Below are 17,420 nucleotides of genomic sequence, written 5' to 3'. Positions count from 1 at the left end.
CGGATGAAAGTGAACGGTGACGTCGAGTCCCTCGACGTCGAGCCATGGGTCAGCCTGCTCGACGCCCTGCGCGACCGGCTCGGCCTCACCGGTCCCAAGAAGGGCTGTGACCAGGGCGCCTGCGGCGCGTGCACGGTGCTGGCCGACGGCCTGCGGATCAACTCCTGCCTGGCCCTGGCCGTCCAGTACGACGGCAGCGAGATCACCACGATCGAGGGCGTGTCCCATCCCCTGCGGGAGGCGTTCGTCCGCCACGACGGCTTCCAGTGCGGCTACTGCACCCCGGGCCAGATCTGCTCGGCGATCGGGATGCTGGCCGAGCACGAGTCCGGCATGCCCAGCGCCGTGACCGAGTCCACCCACGCAGGGCCCACCCACGCAGGGCCCACCCGCCCTGAGCACACCAGGGAGAGGCTCACCGAGGCCGAGGTCAGGGAGCGCATGAGCGGCAACCTGTGCCGCTGCGGCGCCTACAACGGCATCGTGGACGCGATCATGGACGTGGCCGGGCAGGACGCCCGATGAGGCCCTTCGCGTACGTCAAGCCCGCCGACATCGAGGCCGCCGTGCGCGTGGCGGCCACCGAGCCGGGCGCCAAGTTCCTCGGCGGCGGCACCAACCTGGTCGACCTCATGCGCGAGGGCATCGAACGCCCCGACACGGTCGTCGACGTCACGGGCCTGCCCCTCGACACCGTGACCGAGCTGCCCGGCGGCGGCCTGCGCGTCGGCGCGCTGGTCCGCAACAGCGTCCTGGCCGCCGACCGGCGCGTGCGCGCCCGCTACCCGGTGTTGTCACAGGCGCTGCTCGCCGGGGCCTCGGCCCAGTTGCGCAACATGGCCACCGTGGGCGGCAACCTGCTCCAGCGCACGCGCTGCCCGTACTTCTACGACGGCGCCGCGGCCTGCAACAAGCGCGAGCCGGGCAGCGGCTGCGACGCGCTCGACGGGTTCAACCGCGGCCACGCGATCCTGGGCGTGAGCGAGAGCTGCATCGCCACGCACCCGTCCGACATGTGCGTGGCGCTGGCCGCCCTGGACGCCGTCGTCGAGGTACGCGGCCCCGACGGCACCCGCCGCGTCCCCTTGACCGACCTTCACCGGCTGCCCGGCGGCACGCCGGAGATCGAGACCGACCTGGCCCGCGGAGAGCTGGTCACCGCGGTCGAGCTGCCGCCGATCGCCGCCGCCTCCCGCTACCGGAAGGTCCGCGACCGGGCGTCGTACGCGTTCGCGCTGGTCTCGGTCGCGGCGGCGCTCCAGGTGCGCGACGGCGAGATCACCGAGATCCGCCTGGCGCTCGGCGGCGTCGCGCCCAAGCCCTGGCGGGCCCGCGAGGCGGAGCGCGTCCTGCTCGGCGGCCCGGCGGACGAGGCGGCCTTCCGCCGCGCGGCCGAGGCCGAGCTGGCCCAGGCGACCCTCAGGCCGGGCAACGCGTTCAAGGCCGGGCTCGCCACGGCCACGATCGCCGCCACGCTGCGCGAGCTGAGCACGGGAGAGGATCTCCGATGAGCACCAAGTACGCCGAGGCCGCGCCGCAGGCCGCCACGAAGTACGTCGGCCGCGCGGTGGACCGGCTCGACGCCAAGGCCAAGACCACCGGCGAGGCCCGCTTCGCCGCCGAGCACCCCTACCCCGACCTGGCCCACGCCGCCCTCGTGCACGCGACCGTCGCCAGGGGCCGGGTCACCGCCGTCGACACGGCGCGGGCCAGGGCCGTTCGCGGGGTGATCGACGTGCTCACCCACGAGAACGCCCCCGCCATGAAGCCCGCGCCCAAGCCGAGCCTGTTCAACCTCAGCTCGCTCGTCTCTGGCACGACGGTCAACTACCTGGCCACCGACGAGGTGTACTGGAACGGCCAGCCCGTGGCGGTCGTGGTCGCCGAGACCCCGGAGGCGGCACGGTACGCGGCCTCGCTGGTGCGCCCGTCGTACGAGGAGTGGCCGGCCGTGGTGGACTTCGCGGCCGAGGAGCCGAACGCCGTCCCCCAGAAGAGCAACCCCATGCGCGAGAGCGGGGCCGACAAGGGGGACGCACGGGCCGCGCTGGCCACCGCCCCGGTCTCGGTCGACCTGCGCTTCAGCACGCCGCCCCAGAACCACAACGCGATCGAGCCGCACGCGACCACGGCCGTGTGGGACGGCGACCGGCTGACCGTCCACGAGGCCACGCAGAACATCGCGTGGACGCGCAAACATCTGGCGCTGCGGTTCGGGGTGCCGGAGCGGGGGGTGCGGGTGCTGTCCCCCTACGTGGGCGGCGGGTTCGGCGGCAAGGGCTCGGTCTGGGCGGGCACGCTGCTCGCCGTGCTGGCGGCCCGCGCGACGGGCCGTCCCGTGCGCCTGGCGCTGACCCGCGAGGGCGTCTACCACACGGTCGGCGGGCGTACGCCGAGCACGCAGCGGGTCGCGCTCGGCGCGGACGCGCAGGGCAGGCTGAGCGCGCTGATCCACACCAGCGTGTCCAGGACGGCCCGCGCGGGCGGCGGGCCCGAGCCCGTCACCTCGGCCTCCCGCCACCTCTACGCCTCCCCGAACATCCACCTCAGCGACAGCACCGTCCGGCTCGACCTGGTGCCCAACACCTTCATGCGGGCGCCGGGCGAGGCCATCGGCACCTTCGCCCTGGAGTCCGCGATGGACGAGCTCTCCTGGGAGCTGGGCATGGACCCGATCGAGCTGCGCATGCGCAACGAGCCCGAGCGCAACCCGGTGGGCGGGCAGCGGTTCGCGCACCGGATGCTGCGGGAGGCGTACGCGGTGGGGGCCGAGAGGTTCGGCTGGCGCGAGCGCGACCCGCGGGCCGGCGCCATGCGGGACGGGCGGTGGCTGGTCGGCATGGGGGTGGCCACGGCGTACCACCCGGCGTGGCTCATGGCGGCGAGCGTCACCATGCGGCTGGGCGCGGACGGCACGGTCGTCGTGCGCTGCGGCCTGCAGGAGATGGGCATGGGGGCGGCGACCGCGCAGGCGCAGATCGCCGCCGACGAGATGGGCGTGCCGCTGGAGTCCGTCCGGATGGAGTACGGCGACTCCGACCTGCCGCCCAGCCCTGGAGCGGGCGGCTCGGCGCAGACCGCCAGCGTCGCCGCCGGGGTGCTGGCCGCCGGCGCCAAGCTGAAGCGCTCGGTGCACGCCCTGGCCCGGCGCCTGCCCGGCTCGCCGCTGCGCGGGCGCCGGCTGGAGGAGCTGACGCCCCGCGACGGAGGGCTGTTCCACGCGGGCGGCGGCCAGACGTACGCGGAGATCCTGGCCGGGGCCGGGCGCGACCACGTGGAGGCGGTGGTCAAGGCGAGCATGCCGGCGTTCGTGGTCCGTACCCTCCGCGACCGCAGGAGGCTGATGCGGGCGGCGTCCGGGGCGCAGTTCTGCGAGGTGCGGGTGGACCCCGACACCTTCGAGGTACGGGTGTCGCGCTGGGTGGGCGTCTTCGACGTCGGCACCGTGATCAACGCGACGACGGCGGCGAGCCAGCTCCGCGGCGGCATCGTGATGGGCATTGGCGCGGCGCTGTCGGAGCAGACCCTGATCGACCACCGCACCGGCCGGATCGTGAACCCGAGCCTGGCGGAATACCACGTGCCCGTGCACGCCGACGTCCCCCGCATCGACGTCCACTACCTGGACGAGCCCGATCCGACCATGCCCCTGGGGCTGCTCGGGGTCGGCGAGGTGGGCATCACCGGAGCGGCGGCGGCCGTGGCCAACGCCGTACGGCACGCCACCGGCAAGCGCGTCCTCGACCTCCCGATCACCCTCGACAAGCTGTTGTGAGGGCGCGCTTCGTGCTGTTGGCGGGGGTCGTTCTCTAGGCTGGGCGGGAGAACGATCAACCGATCACCGGCCGACCGCCGCTCGCCAGAAGGAACGATCCGACATGTCCCGTCCGCCCGTCCCGCCGTTCACCGAGGAGACCGCCCGCGTCAAGGTGCAGGCCGCCGAGGACGCCTGGAACACGTGCGACCCCGACCGGGTCGCCCTCGCCTACACGGAGGACTCGGTCTGGCGCAACCGCGACGAGTTCCTGACCGGGCGCGACGAGATCCGGGAGTTCCTGCGCCGCAAGTGGGACAGAGAGCTCGACTACGCCCTGCGCAAGGAGCTGTGGGCGGTGCTCGGCGACCGCATCGCGGTCCGCTTCCAGTACGAGTGCCGCGACGCCTCCGGCCAGTGGTGGCGCAGCTACGGCAACGAGCAGTGGGAGTTCGACGCGTCGGGGCTGATGCGGCGCAGGGAGGCCAGCATCAACGACGTGCGCATCGAGGAGTCGCAGCGGCGCGTGTTCGGCCCGCGCGGCGACGACGAGCGCGGCGTGGACGTGCTGCCACTCAGGTGAGGCAGGCGCTCAGGTGAGGCGGGCGCTCAGATGCGGCTGCTGCTCAGGTGAGGCAGGTGCTCAGGCGAGCCGGGGCTCCTCGTGCGGCCTGCCCTTCAGCTCGTGGAAGCCCGGGGTGCCCGCCACCAGCAGCGTCCCGTCCCAGAGGCGCCCGGCCCGCTCGCCCGTGGGCACACGGGAGACGACCGGGCCGAAGAACACCACGCGCTCGCCGCCGTCGCGCGTGACGGCCACGATCGGGGTGCCCACGTGGTCGCCGCCGATCAGGGTCATGGCCTCGGCGTGCGAGGCGCGTACCTCGTCGTCGTGGTCGGGGCGCAGCCCGGCCTCGGCCAGCTCCACCGGCAGCCCGGCCGCGGCCAGCGCCCCGCGCAGGTCGCCCATCCAGTCGCCCGTGCCGGTCGTCCACAGGGCGGTGTAGAACCTGGCCAGCGCCTCCTGACCGTGCTCACGCCGTACGGCGGCGCAGACGCGTACGGGGACCCACAGGTAGCCCTCCGGATCCCCTTCCGGGTCGTCGTCGCGGCCCTCGTTGAGCACCGACAGGCTCATCACGTGCCAGCGCAGCTCGACCGGGCGGACCTCGCGCACCTCCAGCAGCCATTGGAAGGTCAGCCACGTGTAGGGGCAGGACGGATCGAACCAGAAGTCGGCCACCGCCGAATCGCTCGTCACCCTGCCCAGGGTGCCAGGCGGGGCCACCGGTCCCGCCGGTGGCCCCGAACACTGGTGCGAGGCGGTCCCGCCGGTGGCCCCGAACGCTCGGCCGGCCACCCCCGCCCGGGCTCCGACGCCGGGGGCGGTCGAAATTCCGCTGGGAAACTGTCGTACCCCGGTGGTAGAAACCAATCTCGACGTCCACTCACCTCCGGCCGGGGAGACCCATGTCCGTGACCACCAGCAGCTCGGAGTTCTCCGTCTCCGGCGCCCGCACCGACCGGCGCGGCCCGGTGCGCTGGCTCTGGTCCCACCTGCGCCGTCATCCCGTCCACCTGCTGGGCTTCCTGGGCGGCTCGCTCGTCATGACGGCGCTCAACGCCGCCGTCCCGCAGCTCACCGGGGCCGCCTTCGACGCCGTCCTCGGCGCGCGGGGCGAGCCGGGCGCCGTGCTGGTGCCGATCGCTCTGGTCCTGCTGGTCATCGTGACCGCCCGCGGCCTGTTCGACCTGGTCGCCCGCATGTCGAGCGAGGTCCTGGCCAAGCGGCTGGAGCGCGACGCCCGCGACGAGCTCTACGTGAGCCTGCTCGGCAAGAGCCAGACTTTCCACAACCGGCAGCGCGTCGGCGACCTGATGGCCCGCGCCGCCAACGACATCCGGCAGCTCAACATCATGGTCACGCCGGGTCTCGACCTGATCGTCGACTCCGGCCTGACCGGGCTCGTGCCGCTGTTCTTCATCGCCACCATCGACCCGCGCCTGCTGCTGGTGCCCGGCGTCTTCGCGGTCGTCTTCGTGGCCGCGCTCTGGCACTACATGCGCCAGCTCAACCCGGTGGCCACGCGGATGCGCGAGCAGTTCGGCGACCTCAACGCGGGGCTCAGCCAGGCCGTGCGCGGCATCGAGGTGATCAAGGTGATGGCGCAGGAGCAGCAGGAGAGGGGCCGTTTCCGCGCCTACGCCCGCCTCTACCGCGACTCCTTCGTGCGCAACGGCCTGGTGCAGGCCCGCTACCTGCCGACGCTGCTGTTCGCCTGCGCGGTCGCCGGGGCGCTGTGGCACGCCCTCCACCTCCAGGGCATCGGCGCGATCACGGTCGGCGACCTGGTGGCGTTCATGGGCCTGATGGTCATGCTGGGCTTCCCGACCCAGATCTCCATCTTCACCTTCTCGCTGGTGCAGATCGGCATCGCCTCCGCCCGCCGGATCCTGAGCACCGTCACCTCCGAGGCCGAGCTGAAGCAGCGCGCCGACGGTCACGCCGCCCGCATCTCCGGTGAGATCGTCTTCGACGGCGTGACGTTCGGCTACGACGACGGCGAACCGGCGCTGCGCGGGCTGACGTTCACCGTCAAGCCGGGCGAGACGGTCGCGATCGTGGGCGAGACCGGGTCGGGCAAGAGCACGCTGACCAAACTCGTGCCGCGCATCTACGACGTCACCTCGGGCCGCATCCTGGTCGACGGCGTCGACGTACGCGACTGGGACCTCGACTCGCTGCGCTCCCAGATCTCCACCATCGAGCAGGACATCGTGCTGTTCTCCCGCTCGGTGGCCGAGAACATCGCCTTCAGCCTCGGCCAGCGCGCCGACCGCGAGGCCGTGGTCAGGGCGGCGCGAGACGCGCAGGCCGACGAGTTCGTGTCCGAATTGCCCGACGGCTACGACACGGTCATCGGCGAGCGCGGCGTCACGCTCTCCGGCGGGCAGCGCCAGCGGCTGGCCATCGCGCGGGCGCTGCTGACCGACCCGGCGATCCTGGTGCTCGACGACTCCACCAGCGCCATCGACTCCGCCACCGAAGACCTGATCCAGCAGGCCATCGGCCGCATCCTCGAAGGGCGCACCACCCTGCTGATCACCCACCGGCTCTCGCAGATCCGCTGGGCCGACAAGGTGCTGCTGCTGCGCCGCGGCGAGCTGGTCGACATCGGCACGCACGACGAGCTGATCGGGCGCAGCCGCCTCTACCGGCGGATCTTCGCCCACTACGACGAAGCGGGCGTGACACCGGGCGACGACGCCCCGGTCCTGGCGAGCGAGCAGGGAGGCGTGCGCTGATGGGCTTCCTCATGGACGGCCTCGAGGCCGAAGACTACGACCGCACCTACAACGACCGTGACCTGCTGCGCCGGATCCTGTCCTACTTCCGGCCCAAGGCGGGCTCGATGCTGCTGGTCGCGGGCATGATCGTGCTGTCGTCCACGAGCCAGGCGGCGGTGCCGCTGCTGGCGAGCTATGTGGTCGACGCCATCGCCGACGGCACGATCGCCCAGGTGGGCTGGATGTTCGTGGTGGGGCTCCTGGTCGCGGGCGTGCTGGGCTGGGGCTTCAACTTCGTCCGGCAGTGGTTCAGCTCCAGGGTCACCGGCGACGTCGTGCTCAAGCTGCGCGAAGACGCGTTCGACGCCGTGCTCGAGCGCGACCTGTCGTTCTACGACGAGACGCCGTCCGGCAGGATCGTCAGCCGGGTCACCTCCGACACCGACGACTTCGCCACGGTCTCCACCCTGACGATGGACCTGATCAGCCAGGTGCTGATGGTCGGCTTCGTCACGGTGCTGCTGTTCCTGCGGAGTGTGGAGCTGGCGCTGCTGACGCTGCTGATCGTACCGATCGTGATCGGTCTGGCGCTGCTGTTCCGGCGCATGGCGCGGGCCAGCACCCGGCAGGCGCAGCGCTCGCTGAGCCGGGTCAACGCCAACCTGCAGGAGACGATGGCCGGCATCGCCGTGGCCAAGAACTTCCGGCAGGAGCAGCAGGTCTACGACGAGTTCCGGCCGATCAACCGGCAGAGCTACCAGGTGACGCTGCGGCAGGGGTTCGTGTTCTCGAGCATCTTCCCGGTGCTCTTCCTCGTGGCCGGGTTGGCGACGGTCGCGCTCGTCCAGTTCGGCGGCTCGGCGGTGCTGCGCGGCGGGCTGTCGGCCGGCGACTGGTACCTGTTCCTGCAAGGGGTCTCGCTCTTCTGGTTCCCGCTGACGTCCATCGCCGCGTTCTGGTCGCAGTTCCAGCAGGGCCTGTCGGCCTCCGAGCGCGTCTTCGCCCTGATCGACGCGCCACCCCGGGTCGTGCAGACCGACTCCCTGCCCGCCGGCAGGCCGGCCGGCCGCATCGAGTTCGAGGGCGTGACGTTCGGCTACGACCCGGCCCACCCGGTGCTGCGCGACTTCGACCTGCGCATCGAGGCGGGCGAGACCGTCGCGCTCGTCGGGCACACCGGGGCGGGCAAGTCCACGCTGAGCAAGCTGATCACCCGCTTCTACGAGTTCCAGGACGGCCGCCTGCTGATCGACGGCCGCGACATCCGCACGCTCGACCTGCCCTCCTACCGGCGGCAGATCGGAGCCGTGCCGCAGTCGCCGTTCCTGTTCAGCGGCACGGTGGCCGACAACATCCGCTATCCGCGCCCCGAGGCCGGCGACGAAGAGGTGCTGGCCGCCGCCTCGGCGGTGGGCGGCGGCGACTGGATCGAAGCCCTGCCCGACGGCCTGCGGACCGACGTCGGCGAAGACGGCCGCACGCTGTCGATGGGCCAGCGCCAGCTCGTCGCGCTGGCCCGCCTGCTCATCCAGGACCCGGCGATCGTGGTCCTCGACGAGGCCACGGCCAGCGTCGACCCGCTCACCGAGGCCCAGATCCAGGAGGGGCTCGACGTGGTGCTGGCCGGGCGCACCTCGATCGTCATCGCCCACCGCCTGTCCACGATCGAGCACGTCGACCGCATCATCGTGCTCGACCACGGACAGATCGTGGAAGAGGGCGACCACGCCACGCTGCTCCGGCGCGGCGGCCGCTACTGCCAGGTCTACAACACCTACTTCCGGCACCAGTCGCCCAACTACCGCGCGGGCTCCGGCTTCGTCCCGGTCAGCTCACCGTGACCGGTCGCGCGGTGTCGCCTGGGCGCCGAGGCCGGGCACGCCGAGCTGCCGCTTGAGCAGCTCGATCTCGTGGACGGGCAGCTCGCGCGCCACCGTACGCGCGTTGTCGGCCAGCGGGTGGGCGGTCAGCCGCACCTGCCCCACGGCCTCCTCGAACGCCCGCGGATCCCACGGGCCCGCGACCACGGCCGTCTCCGCGACGCGCGCGACCTCGCCGGGGTCGGGCTGCGCGGCGATGCCCAGCCTGGTGGTCAGCCGGTCGCCGATGAGCAGCCCGGCCAGATAGCTCCGCCCGGCCGCCGGATCGCGCCGCGGACGGGGGTCGGCGCCGTGCACCCAGGCGGTGACGATCTCGGCGACCAGCCGGGCGGCGGCGTGGCTCGTACGGTCGGACAGGCCGAAGTCGCCGAGGTCGTACTGGTTCGTGGAGATCACCAGCACGACCCGGTCCTCGGTCCAGGCCCGGCTGAAGTGGCCCCAGCCCCACAGATACTCGCCGCCGTGGCCGACGTAGGGGTGTTCGCCGCCGAAGACGTTGAACACCAGCCCGACGGACGCCTCCGCGCTCGGCCCGGTGAGCGTGCCGCCGGACGCCTGCGCCGTGATCATCTGCCGGGCCGTCCCGGGCTCCAGGACCGATCCCGTCCCCAGCCGTCCCCCGTTGACCATCGCGAGCAGGAACCGGGCGTGATCGGACGGCGTGCTCAGCGCGGACCCGGCCGGGTAGTCGCCGGGATAGAGCGGCGGCAGCGGGAAGTGGTGTCCGGGTAGGGTCGCGTAGCCGGTCGAACGGCGTTCGAGCAGCTCGGCGGGCACGTGGTCGGGATGTTGCGCGGGCGGGAACACGGTCGAGCCCATCCCGAGCGGCGCCAGCACCCGACGCCCCACCCATTCGGAGAACGTGAGCCCGTCGGGATTGAGCCGTTCGACGAGGTAGCCGACCAGGGCGATGCCCACGTTGCTGTAGGCGTACTGCCCGCCCACCGGGCCGGCCCAGAACGGCAGCACCGTGCCGCCGTACGCGTCCGACCGCCCGGCCCCGAGCACCCGCCGCAGGTGCTCGCCCAGCGGGGCGGGGGGCACCCGATCCCAGTTCCCCATGTTGGTGCCCAGGCCGCTGCGGTGGGTGAGCAGGTCGCGCAGCGTGATCGGCCGTGGGCCGTGCGGGTTGACGACGCGTACGTCCAGGTGGTCGTCGATCGGGTCGTCCAGCCCGATCAGGCCGCGCTCCACGAGCTGCATGGCCGCGACCCCGGTGTACGGCTTGCAGTCGGAGCCGGTGGGCCCGACCGTGTCGACCGTCATGGGCCGCCCGGTGGCCAGGTCCGCGAGCCCGTACGCGCGGGCCAGCGCCACCTCCGTGCCCACGCCCACCGCGATCGACAGCCCCGGTGCCCCGCAGTGCTCCATGATCTCCGGCACCAGCGCGTCGAGCGCCTCCGCCAACGTCTTCACATCCATGCGTCAACGCTGGCATTGACGCATCGAAACTGTCAAGACATTCGTTGACAGCCATAATGGTACGGTGCCTGAGCTACCCGATCTTGCCGCCCTGCTGTCGGTCGTCGAAGAACGCAGCCCCGACGCCGACGCCCTCACCCGCCTGTCCGTCGCCGAAGGCGTGCTGAGCGACCTTCAGGGCATCGGTGACAGGCTGCTCGGCTACCTCGTCGAGCTGGCCAGGGCCGAGGGCTGCTCGTGGTCCGACATCGGCGACCACCTCGGCATCAGCCGCCAGGCGGCCCAGCAGCGTTACGGCCGTCGCTGGTCCAGCCTCACCGTCGCCGACCTCGCCCAGTCGGGGGCGTTCGACCGCTACACGGGCCGCGCCAAACAGACCCTGGAACGGGCCGAGGCCCACGCCCGCCGTACGCAGAGCGCCGCCGTCGGCGTGGACCACCTGCTGCTCGGCATCCTCGACGACCACGAGACCCTCGCCGTCCGCGCGATCGCCGCCCAGGGCATCGATCCCGCCGCCCTCCGAGCGGACCTGGAACGGCACCTGCCCACCGGCCCCGGCTCCCCGGCGACGCTGCCGATCGGCGCCGAGGCCCGCCGCGCCCTCCAGGCCACGCTGGTGGAGACGGCCGAGCTGAGGCACAACTACATCGGCACCGAGCACCTGCTGCTGGGGCTGCTGCACGACCCGGCGAACCCGTTGCCGCGGCGGCACGGGCTGGCGCTCGAACCGACGCGGGCCGCCGTACGCGCCGCCCTGGAGGCGTTCCTGCGAGCCAGGGAGGCATGACGAATCAGGGGAACCCGGCCGTCCCGCGGGTCAGCCGCCGATGCCGGTCATCCCGATGAGCAGCGGCAGGAGCAGGATGATCAGAATCGCGCCGATGACGTCGAAGCTCAACCCCGACCGGATCATCGTCGTGATCGGCACCACCCCCGACCCGTACGCGATCGCGTTCTGCGGCGTCGACACCGGCAACATGAACCCGAACGACGCCGCGAACGTCGCCGCCAGCGCCGGCACGAACGGATTGATCCCCGCCGCCACCGCGATCGGAATGATGATCGGCACCACCACGGCGGCCGAGGCCGTGTTGCTGGTGGTCTCCGAGACCACCACGGCCAGCACCACGGCGAAGGCGGTGATGGCGAAGACGCTGCTCAGCCCCAGCGCGGAGGCGGCCGACGAGCCGATGGTCCTGGCCAGCCCCGTCTCTTCCAGCAGGGAGCCGAAGATGATGCCGGTGCCGAACAGCACGATCGTGCCCCAGTCGATGCGGGCCGCGTCGCTCCAGTTGAGGGTGAACTCGCGCTTGCCCCAGTCCGTCGGCAGCACGAACAGCAGCGCGGCGCCGAGCACGGCCACGATGCCCTCGTTGAGCCGGCCGCTGACGGCGGTGTAGAGGGCCGACTCGGTGCCGGCGAACAGCGCGATCACGCCCGGGAAGATCCACAGGAACACGGTGGTGCCGAAGGCGACGAGGGTGTTCTTCTCGGCGCGCGACAACGAGCCCAGGGCGGCCCGCTCGCGCCGCACGTACTCCTCGACGCCCTCGATCTCGCGGATCTCCGGCCGGTTCACCAGGAGCAGCACGACCGCCAGCGCGACGAACATGAGCGCGCAGATCGGCAGCGCCGTGATCACCCACTCGGCGAACGAGATGCGCTGACCGGTGGCCTCCTCGATGAGCCCGCGGCCGATCAGGTTCGGCGGGGTGCCGACGGGGGTGAGCAGGCCGCCGACGCTGGCCCCGTACGCGAGCATCAGGACGAGCGCCGCGCCCACCCGCAGCCGCAGCGGGTTGAAGTCGGCCGGGACCAGCCCGCGGTCCTGCAGGAGCTTGGCGATCACGGCGAGCATGCCGAGCGCCGTGGGCAGCAGCATCGCCACGGTGGCCGTGTTGGAGACGAACGCCGACAACAGGCACGTGATGGCGCCGAACGCCACGATCAGCCGGAACGTCGAGCGCCCCACCCCGGGTAACGACAGGATCCGGAAGGCGAAGCGGCGCGCCAGCCCGTACTTCAGCATGGCCTGCGCCAGGATGAACGCCCCGACGAAGGTGAAGATCGTGGGCGAGCCGAAGGGAGACAGCGCGTCCGTCGCGGAGACCACACCGAGCAGCACGATCGCGCCGACGCCGATGAGACCTCCGACCGGGATGGGCACCGGCTCGGTCACCCACAGCACGATGACGCCGAGCAACACGGCGGCCAAGGTCTGCTGCGTGCCGTCCATGTCGAGGGGCAGCACCAGGAAGGCCACCGTGACGAGCGGCGCCAGCCACATGCCCGTGGTGCGTCGGGCCTTCTCGAATCTCTCCTCGGTGGCGGACAGCTTCTGCTCGCCGAGGCTGCGGTAGGTGGCGTGGCCTAGCAGGGCCTGGTCGACGTCGGTTCTCGGGCCGCCGGAGTTCATCGCCTGCTCCTAACGTTTTCGCCGTCATTCAAGATCTGGGTGGCGCGCAGGTCCAAGACGAGTTAGCTACTTGAGTCATAGGTGTCTCCTATAGGAGCGTTGTGTGGATGTCCGGCAGCTCGAGTACTTCCTGGCCGTCGTCGATCACGGCGGCTTCAACAAGGGCGCCAGAGCGCTGTTCATGGCGCAGCCCTCCCTGTCGCAGGCGATCAGGACCCTGGAGAAGGATCTCGGCGGCCAGCTCTTCCACCGCATCGGCCGGCGCGTGGTGCTCACCGACGCCGGTCGGGCGCTGATCGAGCCAGCCCGGCAGGTCGTACGCAGCCTCGAAGCGGCCCGCGCGAGCGTGGCCGCCGTGCAGGGCATGGTGTGCGGCAGCGTCGCCATCGCGTCGATGCCCTCGCCCGCGGTGGAGCCGCTGAGCAGCATGATCGACCGCTTCCGCGACCGCCACCCGGACGTGCAGGTGGTGGTCAAGGACGCGCCGGTGCCGCATTCGGTGATCGAGCACGTCCGTACGGGCGTCACGGAGCTGGGCCTGCTGTCGGCCTGGGAACTGCCCACAGTTGCCGACGTGGAGCTGCACCCCGTCGAGGAGCAGCGGTTCGTGCTCGTGGCCCCGCCCGGCGGCCCCTTCGACCCGGCCCCGTCGCTGCCCCGCGAGCGCCTGGCCGGTCAGCGGCTGATCGTCGGCGAGCACGGCACGGGGCTGCGCCGCCTCGTCGAGGAGATCCGGGCCTCGGGCGTGGAACTGTCGATCGCGGTCGAGTCGGAGCACCGGGAGGCGTTCCTGCCGCTGGTGCTGAAGGGCGTGGGGATCGGCGTGCTGGCCGAGGCGTGGCGGCCGCTGGCCGAACGGGCGGGTGCGCTGGTGTTCGACCTGGACCCGCCCGCGTCGCTGCACCTGGCCCTGGTCAGCAGGAAGGGCTGGCTCAGCCCGGCGGCGGCCGAGTTCCTGGAGCTCTCGGTCGATCGATAGGCGCCGCCTATAGGTCGCATCACTTGCCGGTCTTGGACGTCTTCGCAGGCCACCGCTTGAATCGGGACCATGGAGACGCATGACATCGCCGTGATCCCCGGAGACGGCATCGGCCTCGAAGTCACCCCGGCGGCCCTGGAGGTGACGCGGGCGGCGGGCCGGCGCCACGGCTTCGGGCTCCGGCTCACCGAGTACGACTGGTCGTGCGCGCGTTACCTGAGTACGGGCGCGATGATGCCGTTCGACGGCCTCGACCGGCTGCGCGGCCACGACGCCATCTTCCTCGGAGCGGTCGGCGCGCCCGGCGTGGCCGACCACGTCTCGCTCTGGGGGCTGCTCATCCCGATCCGCCGGGCCTTCCGCCAGTACGTGAACCTCCGCCCGGTACGCCTCTTCGAGGGCGTCGAGAGCCCCGTACGCGCCGAGATCGACCTCGTCGTCGTCAGGGAGAACACCGAGGGGGAGTACAGCGAGATCGGCGGCCGGATGAACCGTGGTTTCCCGGAGGAGTTGGCGGTGCAGGAGGCGGTGTTCACCCGGGCGGGCGTCACACGGGTGCTCGACTACGCCTTCGACCTGGCCGCCCGCCGCCAGGGCCACCTGACCTCGGCCACCAAGTCCAACGGGATCGTGCACACGCTGCCCTTCTGGGACGAACTGGTCAACGAACGTGCCGCCGTACATCCCGGCGTGCGCTGGGACCAGGAGCACATCGACGCGCTCTGCGCCAAGCTGGTACTGGAGCCAGGACGCTTCGACGTAATCGTGGGCTCCAACCTGTTCGGCGACATCCTCAGCGACCTGGCGGCGGCGGTCGCGGGCAGCATCGGCATCGCCCCCTCGGCCAACCTCAACCCGGAACGCGAGTTCCCGTCGATGTTCGAACCCGTACACGGCTCGGCCCCGGACATCGCGGGCCAGGGCGTGGCCAACCCGATCGGCGCCATCTGGTCGGCAGCCATGATGGTGGAACATCTGGGGCACGAGGCGGCGGCGACGGAGATGGTGGCGGCCATCGCCCACGTCCTCGCAAAGGGGCACGTACGGACCCGCGACCTGGGAGGCACAGCCGGGACGCAGGAGTTCACCCAAGCGGTCCTCGCCCACCTGAGCTGACGTCCCACGCCGCCCCGTGCTCTCGCCCTGCCACGTGCGACCTCGACGCGACCCGGGAGACCGAAAACGCCAGCACCGCGCACCACGACCCCACCTGATCAACGTGCCGACCCCACCCGGTCGGTACGTCCTCCCACCCGGTCGGTACGTCCTCCCACCCGGTCGGCGCGTCCTTCCGCCCGGTCGATAGGCCCCGCCTGATCGGTGGGCCCGCGCCCGATCAGTACGTCTCCCGCGACACCCGGCCTCGCCCGTCCGGCCCTGCCCACCCGCCTGGCCTTACCTGCCCGGGCTCGCCCCGCCCCCGCCCTGCCTGCCTACCCGCCCGCTCGGCCAGGTCCCGCCCGCCCGCCCGGTCCGCCCTGCCCTGCCCGGCCCTGCACGCCCTGCCCGGTCTGGCCCTGCCCTGCCCGGTCCGGCCCTGCCCTGCCCGGTCTGGCCCTGCCCGGTCCCGGTTGGCCCGGTCCCGCCCCGCCCTGCCCCGGTTGGTGTGGCGCTGTCGCAGGGGGTTAGGTTGCGGGGTCGTCCGCTTCTGCCAACCGCATCGGTCGGGTGAGGATCGTGCGCTGGCCGATCAGCCAGTCGGCCAGGTGGTCGCGTTCGAGGAGGATCAGGGGTTGGCGGGCGTTGAGGGCCTCGGTGCGTGCCTGATCGGTCAGTCGGCCCGACGTGATGAGGATCCCCGTGTGCCCGTTGAAGGCGTTGGCCAGCGCCCCGAGGAAGTTGCGGACGGCCGGGGCTCCGACGCTGCCGCCGTAGCGCTTGCACTGGATCGCGTACGGTGTGCCGCCAGGTGCGACGGCGGTGATGTCGACGCCGCCGTCACCGCTGCGCCCCCTTTCCCGAACGCGCCGGAACCCTTCGGTGATCAACCGTTCGGCGACCAGGTGCTCGAATTGCGTGCCGGTCATGAGATCGACCTTCGTCAACTCGGTGTTGGCCGCGAGAAAACGTTGACGGCGAGCTTGGAGGATCCGATATCGCAGGAAAAGGCCAGCCCCAAAGGCGGCGATGGCCACGGAGGCGATGCCTATCGCCCATCCCGGATTTTCCATGACAAATCTGGCCGATATGACGACCGCAATGGTCGTGCATCCGAGCCCTGCAAACCACAACGCACGGTCGTCGCCCTGCTTGCGCCGACGCTTGCCGCGACCGGATCGTCTCGCCATCGCATCCCTCCAGAAGGCCGTTGGTGATGGCGAGTATGGCCTACGGGACCGACAGAATCCGTGTCCACGGTCACTCGCATAACGCCTTTATCGGTAGTTGACCGGTGATGAGTGGTTGGCGTGCCCGAGAATTCGGCGGGCATGGAGTGATCTGAGGCGGATGAGGAGTGCGAGAAAAGGGGGGAAAGGTGCAATCCTCGTCCGGCAGAAAGGTGAAGAGACGTCGCCTCGCCGCTTCGTGTGATAGGGAAGCCGCGCCCGGCCAGTTGGCGAAGGAGTGGCGGCGGAAGCGGCGAACTCTCGGTTACTTCCCGGTGGCCATCACGGAAACTCGCTTAAAGTCGGTATAAAGGGCCTGTTAGCGTCCCGGCATGTTAGCACCGGACCTCACCGCTGCGCTGGAGCGCATCCCCGGCTGGTTCTGGCCGACGGATCAGCGCCTGTTCGAGTGGTTCCTGTCGGAGGGCGACAACCGGGGTGACGTCCTCGAACTCGGGACGTACCTCGGCAAGAGCGCCGTCCTGATCGGCACCCGCGTACGCCAAAGCGAGACCTTCACCGTCTGCGACCTCTTCGAGTCGGACGCCCCCGACGCCCACAACGACGCCGAGACCACCAGGTCCTACTCCACGCTCACCCGCGACCGTTTCGAGCAGAACTACCTGAGCGTTCACGAAACCCTGCCCGAGATCGTGCACGGCCCGACGTCGATCATCCTCGACCACGTCGGGGCCGACACGTGCAGGTTCGTCCACGTCGACGCCTCCCACCTCTACACGCACGTGAAGGGCGACGTGCTGGCGGCGCGTACGGTGCTCAAGGAGGATGGGGTGGTCGCCTTCGACGACTACCGCAGTGAGCACACCCCGGGCGTCGCTCTCGCCGTGTGGGAGGCGGTCGCCGGTCACGGGCTGGCGCCGATCTGCGTCAGCACCCAGAAGTTGTACGCCACATGGGGCGACCCGTCCCCCGTGCAGGAGCGGCTGCTCGACTGGCTCGCGTCGCGTCCTGACCTGTGGCACACCACGGACGTGCTCGGCGAGCGCATCCTCGTCCGGATCAACCAGCGCAAGAAGCCCAAGCCCGCCGCCTCTCCCGCAAGCGACCTCGAACGGCTGGCCACCGAGCTGCGGCAAACGACCGCGGAGCTGAAGAAGGCCACCGCGGAGTCGCGGAACGCCGTCCAGGCCCTGAAGAAGGCCACCAAGGAGGTCAGCGTGCTCGGCCCCGTCGCGCACCGCGCCGCCGGATGGCTCCGCCGCCGCACCACCCCAGGCAAGTAGCCCGCTCACCGCGAGTCCGCTCACCGCGAGTCCGCTCACCGCGAGTCCGCTCACCGCGAGTCCGCTCACCGCGAGTCCGCTCACCGCGAGTCCGCTCACCGCGAGTCCGCTCA

The 17,420-nt window shown here is 71.5% G+C and carries 14 protein-coding genes; 10 read left to right on the top strand and 4 right to left on the bottom strand.

The genetic code is table 11. The features are described from left to right. Window positions 1–3: 3 nt before the first annotated feature. From ABD844_RS04445 to ABD844_RS04430, 4 genes are all read left to right on the top strand, one after another. Window positions 4–525: a (2Fe-2S)-binding protein gene (locus ABD844_RS04445; protein ID WP_344873260.1), complete on the top strand. Its 522-nt coding sequence runs from the start codon at window positions 4–6 to the stop codon at window positions 523–525. Next, window positions 522–1,511, top strand: a complete 990-nt coding sequence (locus tag ABD844_RS04440; RefSeq protein WP_344873223.1) for an FAD binding domain-containing protein — start codon at window positions 522–524, stop codon at window positions 1,509–1,511. The genes ABD844_RS04445 and ABD844_RS04440 overlap by 4 nt, the downstream gene beginning before the upstream one ends. Further along, entirely contained in the window at window positions 1,508–3,775 is a 2,268-nt protein-coding gene (locus tag ABD844_RS04435; RefSeq protein WP_344873221.1) for a xanthine dehydrogenase family protein molybdopterin-binding subunit, read from the top strand. Before ABD844_RS04440 ends, ABD844_RS04435 begins: the two co-directional genes overlap by 4 nt. A 103-nt stretch (window positions 3,776–3,878) precedes the next feature. Continuing rightward, window positions 3,879–4,337, top strand: coding sequence for a DUF1348 family protein (locus tag ABD844_RS04430; protein WP_344873219.1), 459 nt, complete (start codon window positions 3,879–3,881; stop codon window positions 4,335–4,337). A 60-nt stretch (window positions 4,338–4,397) separates the two neighbouring features. Here the strand turns inward: ABD844_RS04430 and ABD844_RS04425 are convergent, their stop codons facing one another. Then, window positions 4,398–5,012: a mycothiol-dependent nitroreductase Rv2466c family protein gene (locus tag ABD844_RS04425; RefSeq protein ID WP_344873217.1), complete on the bottom strand. Its 615-nt coding sequence runs from the start codon at window positions 5,010–5,012 to the stop codon at window positions 4,398–4,400. 209 nt (window positions 5,013–5,221) lie between these two features. Here ABD844_RS04425 and ABD844_RS04420 point away from each other — a divergent pair, with 209 nt between their 5' ends. Both ABD844_RS04420 and ABD844_RS04415 read left to right on the top strand, forming a co-directional pair. Next, window positions 5,222–7,057: an ABC transporter ATP-binding protein gene (locus ABD844_RS04420; RefSeq protein ID WP_344873215.1), complete on the top strand. Its 1,836-nt coding sequence runs from the start codon at window positions 5,222–5,224 to the stop codon at window positions 7,055–7,057. Next, complete coding sequence (locus ABD844_RS04415; protein ID WP_344873213.1) at window positions 7,057–8,880, top strand: ABC transporter ATP-binding protein; 1,824 nt, start codon at window positions 7,057–7,059, stop codon at window positions 8,878–8,880. The genes ABD844_RS04420 and ABD844_RS04415 overlap by 1 nt, the downstream gene beginning before the upstream one ends. On the opposite strand, the gene ABD844_RS04410 is transcribed toward ABD844_RS04415, so the two are convergent. Continuing rightward, the gene (locus tag ABD844_RS04410) at window positions 8,872–10,341 is read right to left on the bottom strand and encodes a serine hydrolase domain-containing protein (protein WP_344873211.1); all 1,470 of its coding nucleotides are present in this window, start codon (window positions 10,339–10,341) and stop codon (window positions 8,872–8,874) included. The genes ABD844_RS04415 and ABD844_RS04410 overlap by 9 nt on opposite strands. 64 nt (window positions 10,342–10,405) lie before the next feature. On the opposite strand from ABD844_RS04410, the gene ABD844_RS04405 reads away from it, so the two are divergent. Continuing rightward, window positions 10,406–11,128 (top strand): Clp protease N-terminal domain-containing protein, encoded by a 723-nt coding sequence (locus ABD844_RS04405; RefSeq protein WP_344873209.1) that lies wholly within the window; start codon window positions 10,406–10,408, stop codon window positions 11,126–11,128. Window positions 11,129–11,158: 30 nt separating this feature from the next. Here ABD844_RS04405 and ABD844_RS04400 read toward each other — a convergent pair whose 3' ends face one another. After that, entirely contained in the window at window positions 11,159–12,757 is a 1,599-nt protein-coding gene (locus ABD844_RS04400) for an SLC13 family permease (protein ID WP_344873207.1), read from the bottom strand. 103 nt (window positions 12,758–12,860) lie between these two features. Between ABD844_RS04400 and ABD844_RS04395 the strand changes: the two genes are divergently transcribed. After that, complete coding sequence (locus tag ABD844_RS04395) at window positions 12,861–13,736, top strand: LysR family transcriptional regulator (protein WP_344873205.1); 876 nt, start codon at window positions 12,861–12,863, stop codon at window positions 13,734–13,736. A 69-nt stretch (window positions 13,737–13,805) separates the two neighbouring features. Continuing rightward, on the top strand, window positions 13,806–14,852 hold the full coding sequence (locus ABD844_RS04390; RefSeq protein WP_344873203.1) for a tartrate dehydrogenase: 1,047 nt from the start codon (window positions 13,806–13,808) through the stop codon (window positions 14,850–14,852). A gap of 509 nt (window positions 14,853–15,361) precedes the next feature. Here the strand turns inward: ABD844_RS04390 and ABD844_RS04385 are convergent. Then, window positions 15,362–16,024, bottom strand: a complete 663-nt coding sequence (locus tag ABD844_RS04385) for a restriction endonuclease (RefSeq protein ID WP_344873201.1) — start codon at window positions 16,022–16,024, stop codon at window positions 15,362–15,364. 371 nt (window positions 16,025–16,395) lie between these two features. On the opposite strand from ABD844_RS04385, the gene ABD844_RS04380 reads away from it, so the two are divergent. Further along, window positions 16,396–17,307 (top strand): class I SAM-dependent methyltransferase, encoded by a 912-nt coding sequence (locus ABD844_RS04380; RefSeq protein ID WP_344873199.1) that lies wholly within the window; start codon window positions 16,396–16,398, stop codon window positions 17,305–17,307. Window positions 17,308–17,420: the final 113 nt, after the last annotated feature.

It is taken from the genome of Nonomuraea antimicrobica, assembly GCF_039536965.1.
Taxonomy (GTDB): domain Bacteria; phylum Actinomycetota; class Actinomycetes; order Streptosporangiales; family Streptosporangiaceae; genus Nonomuraea; species Nonomuraea antimicrobica.
This window is presented reverse-complemented; position numbering and strand designations above follow the sequence as displayed.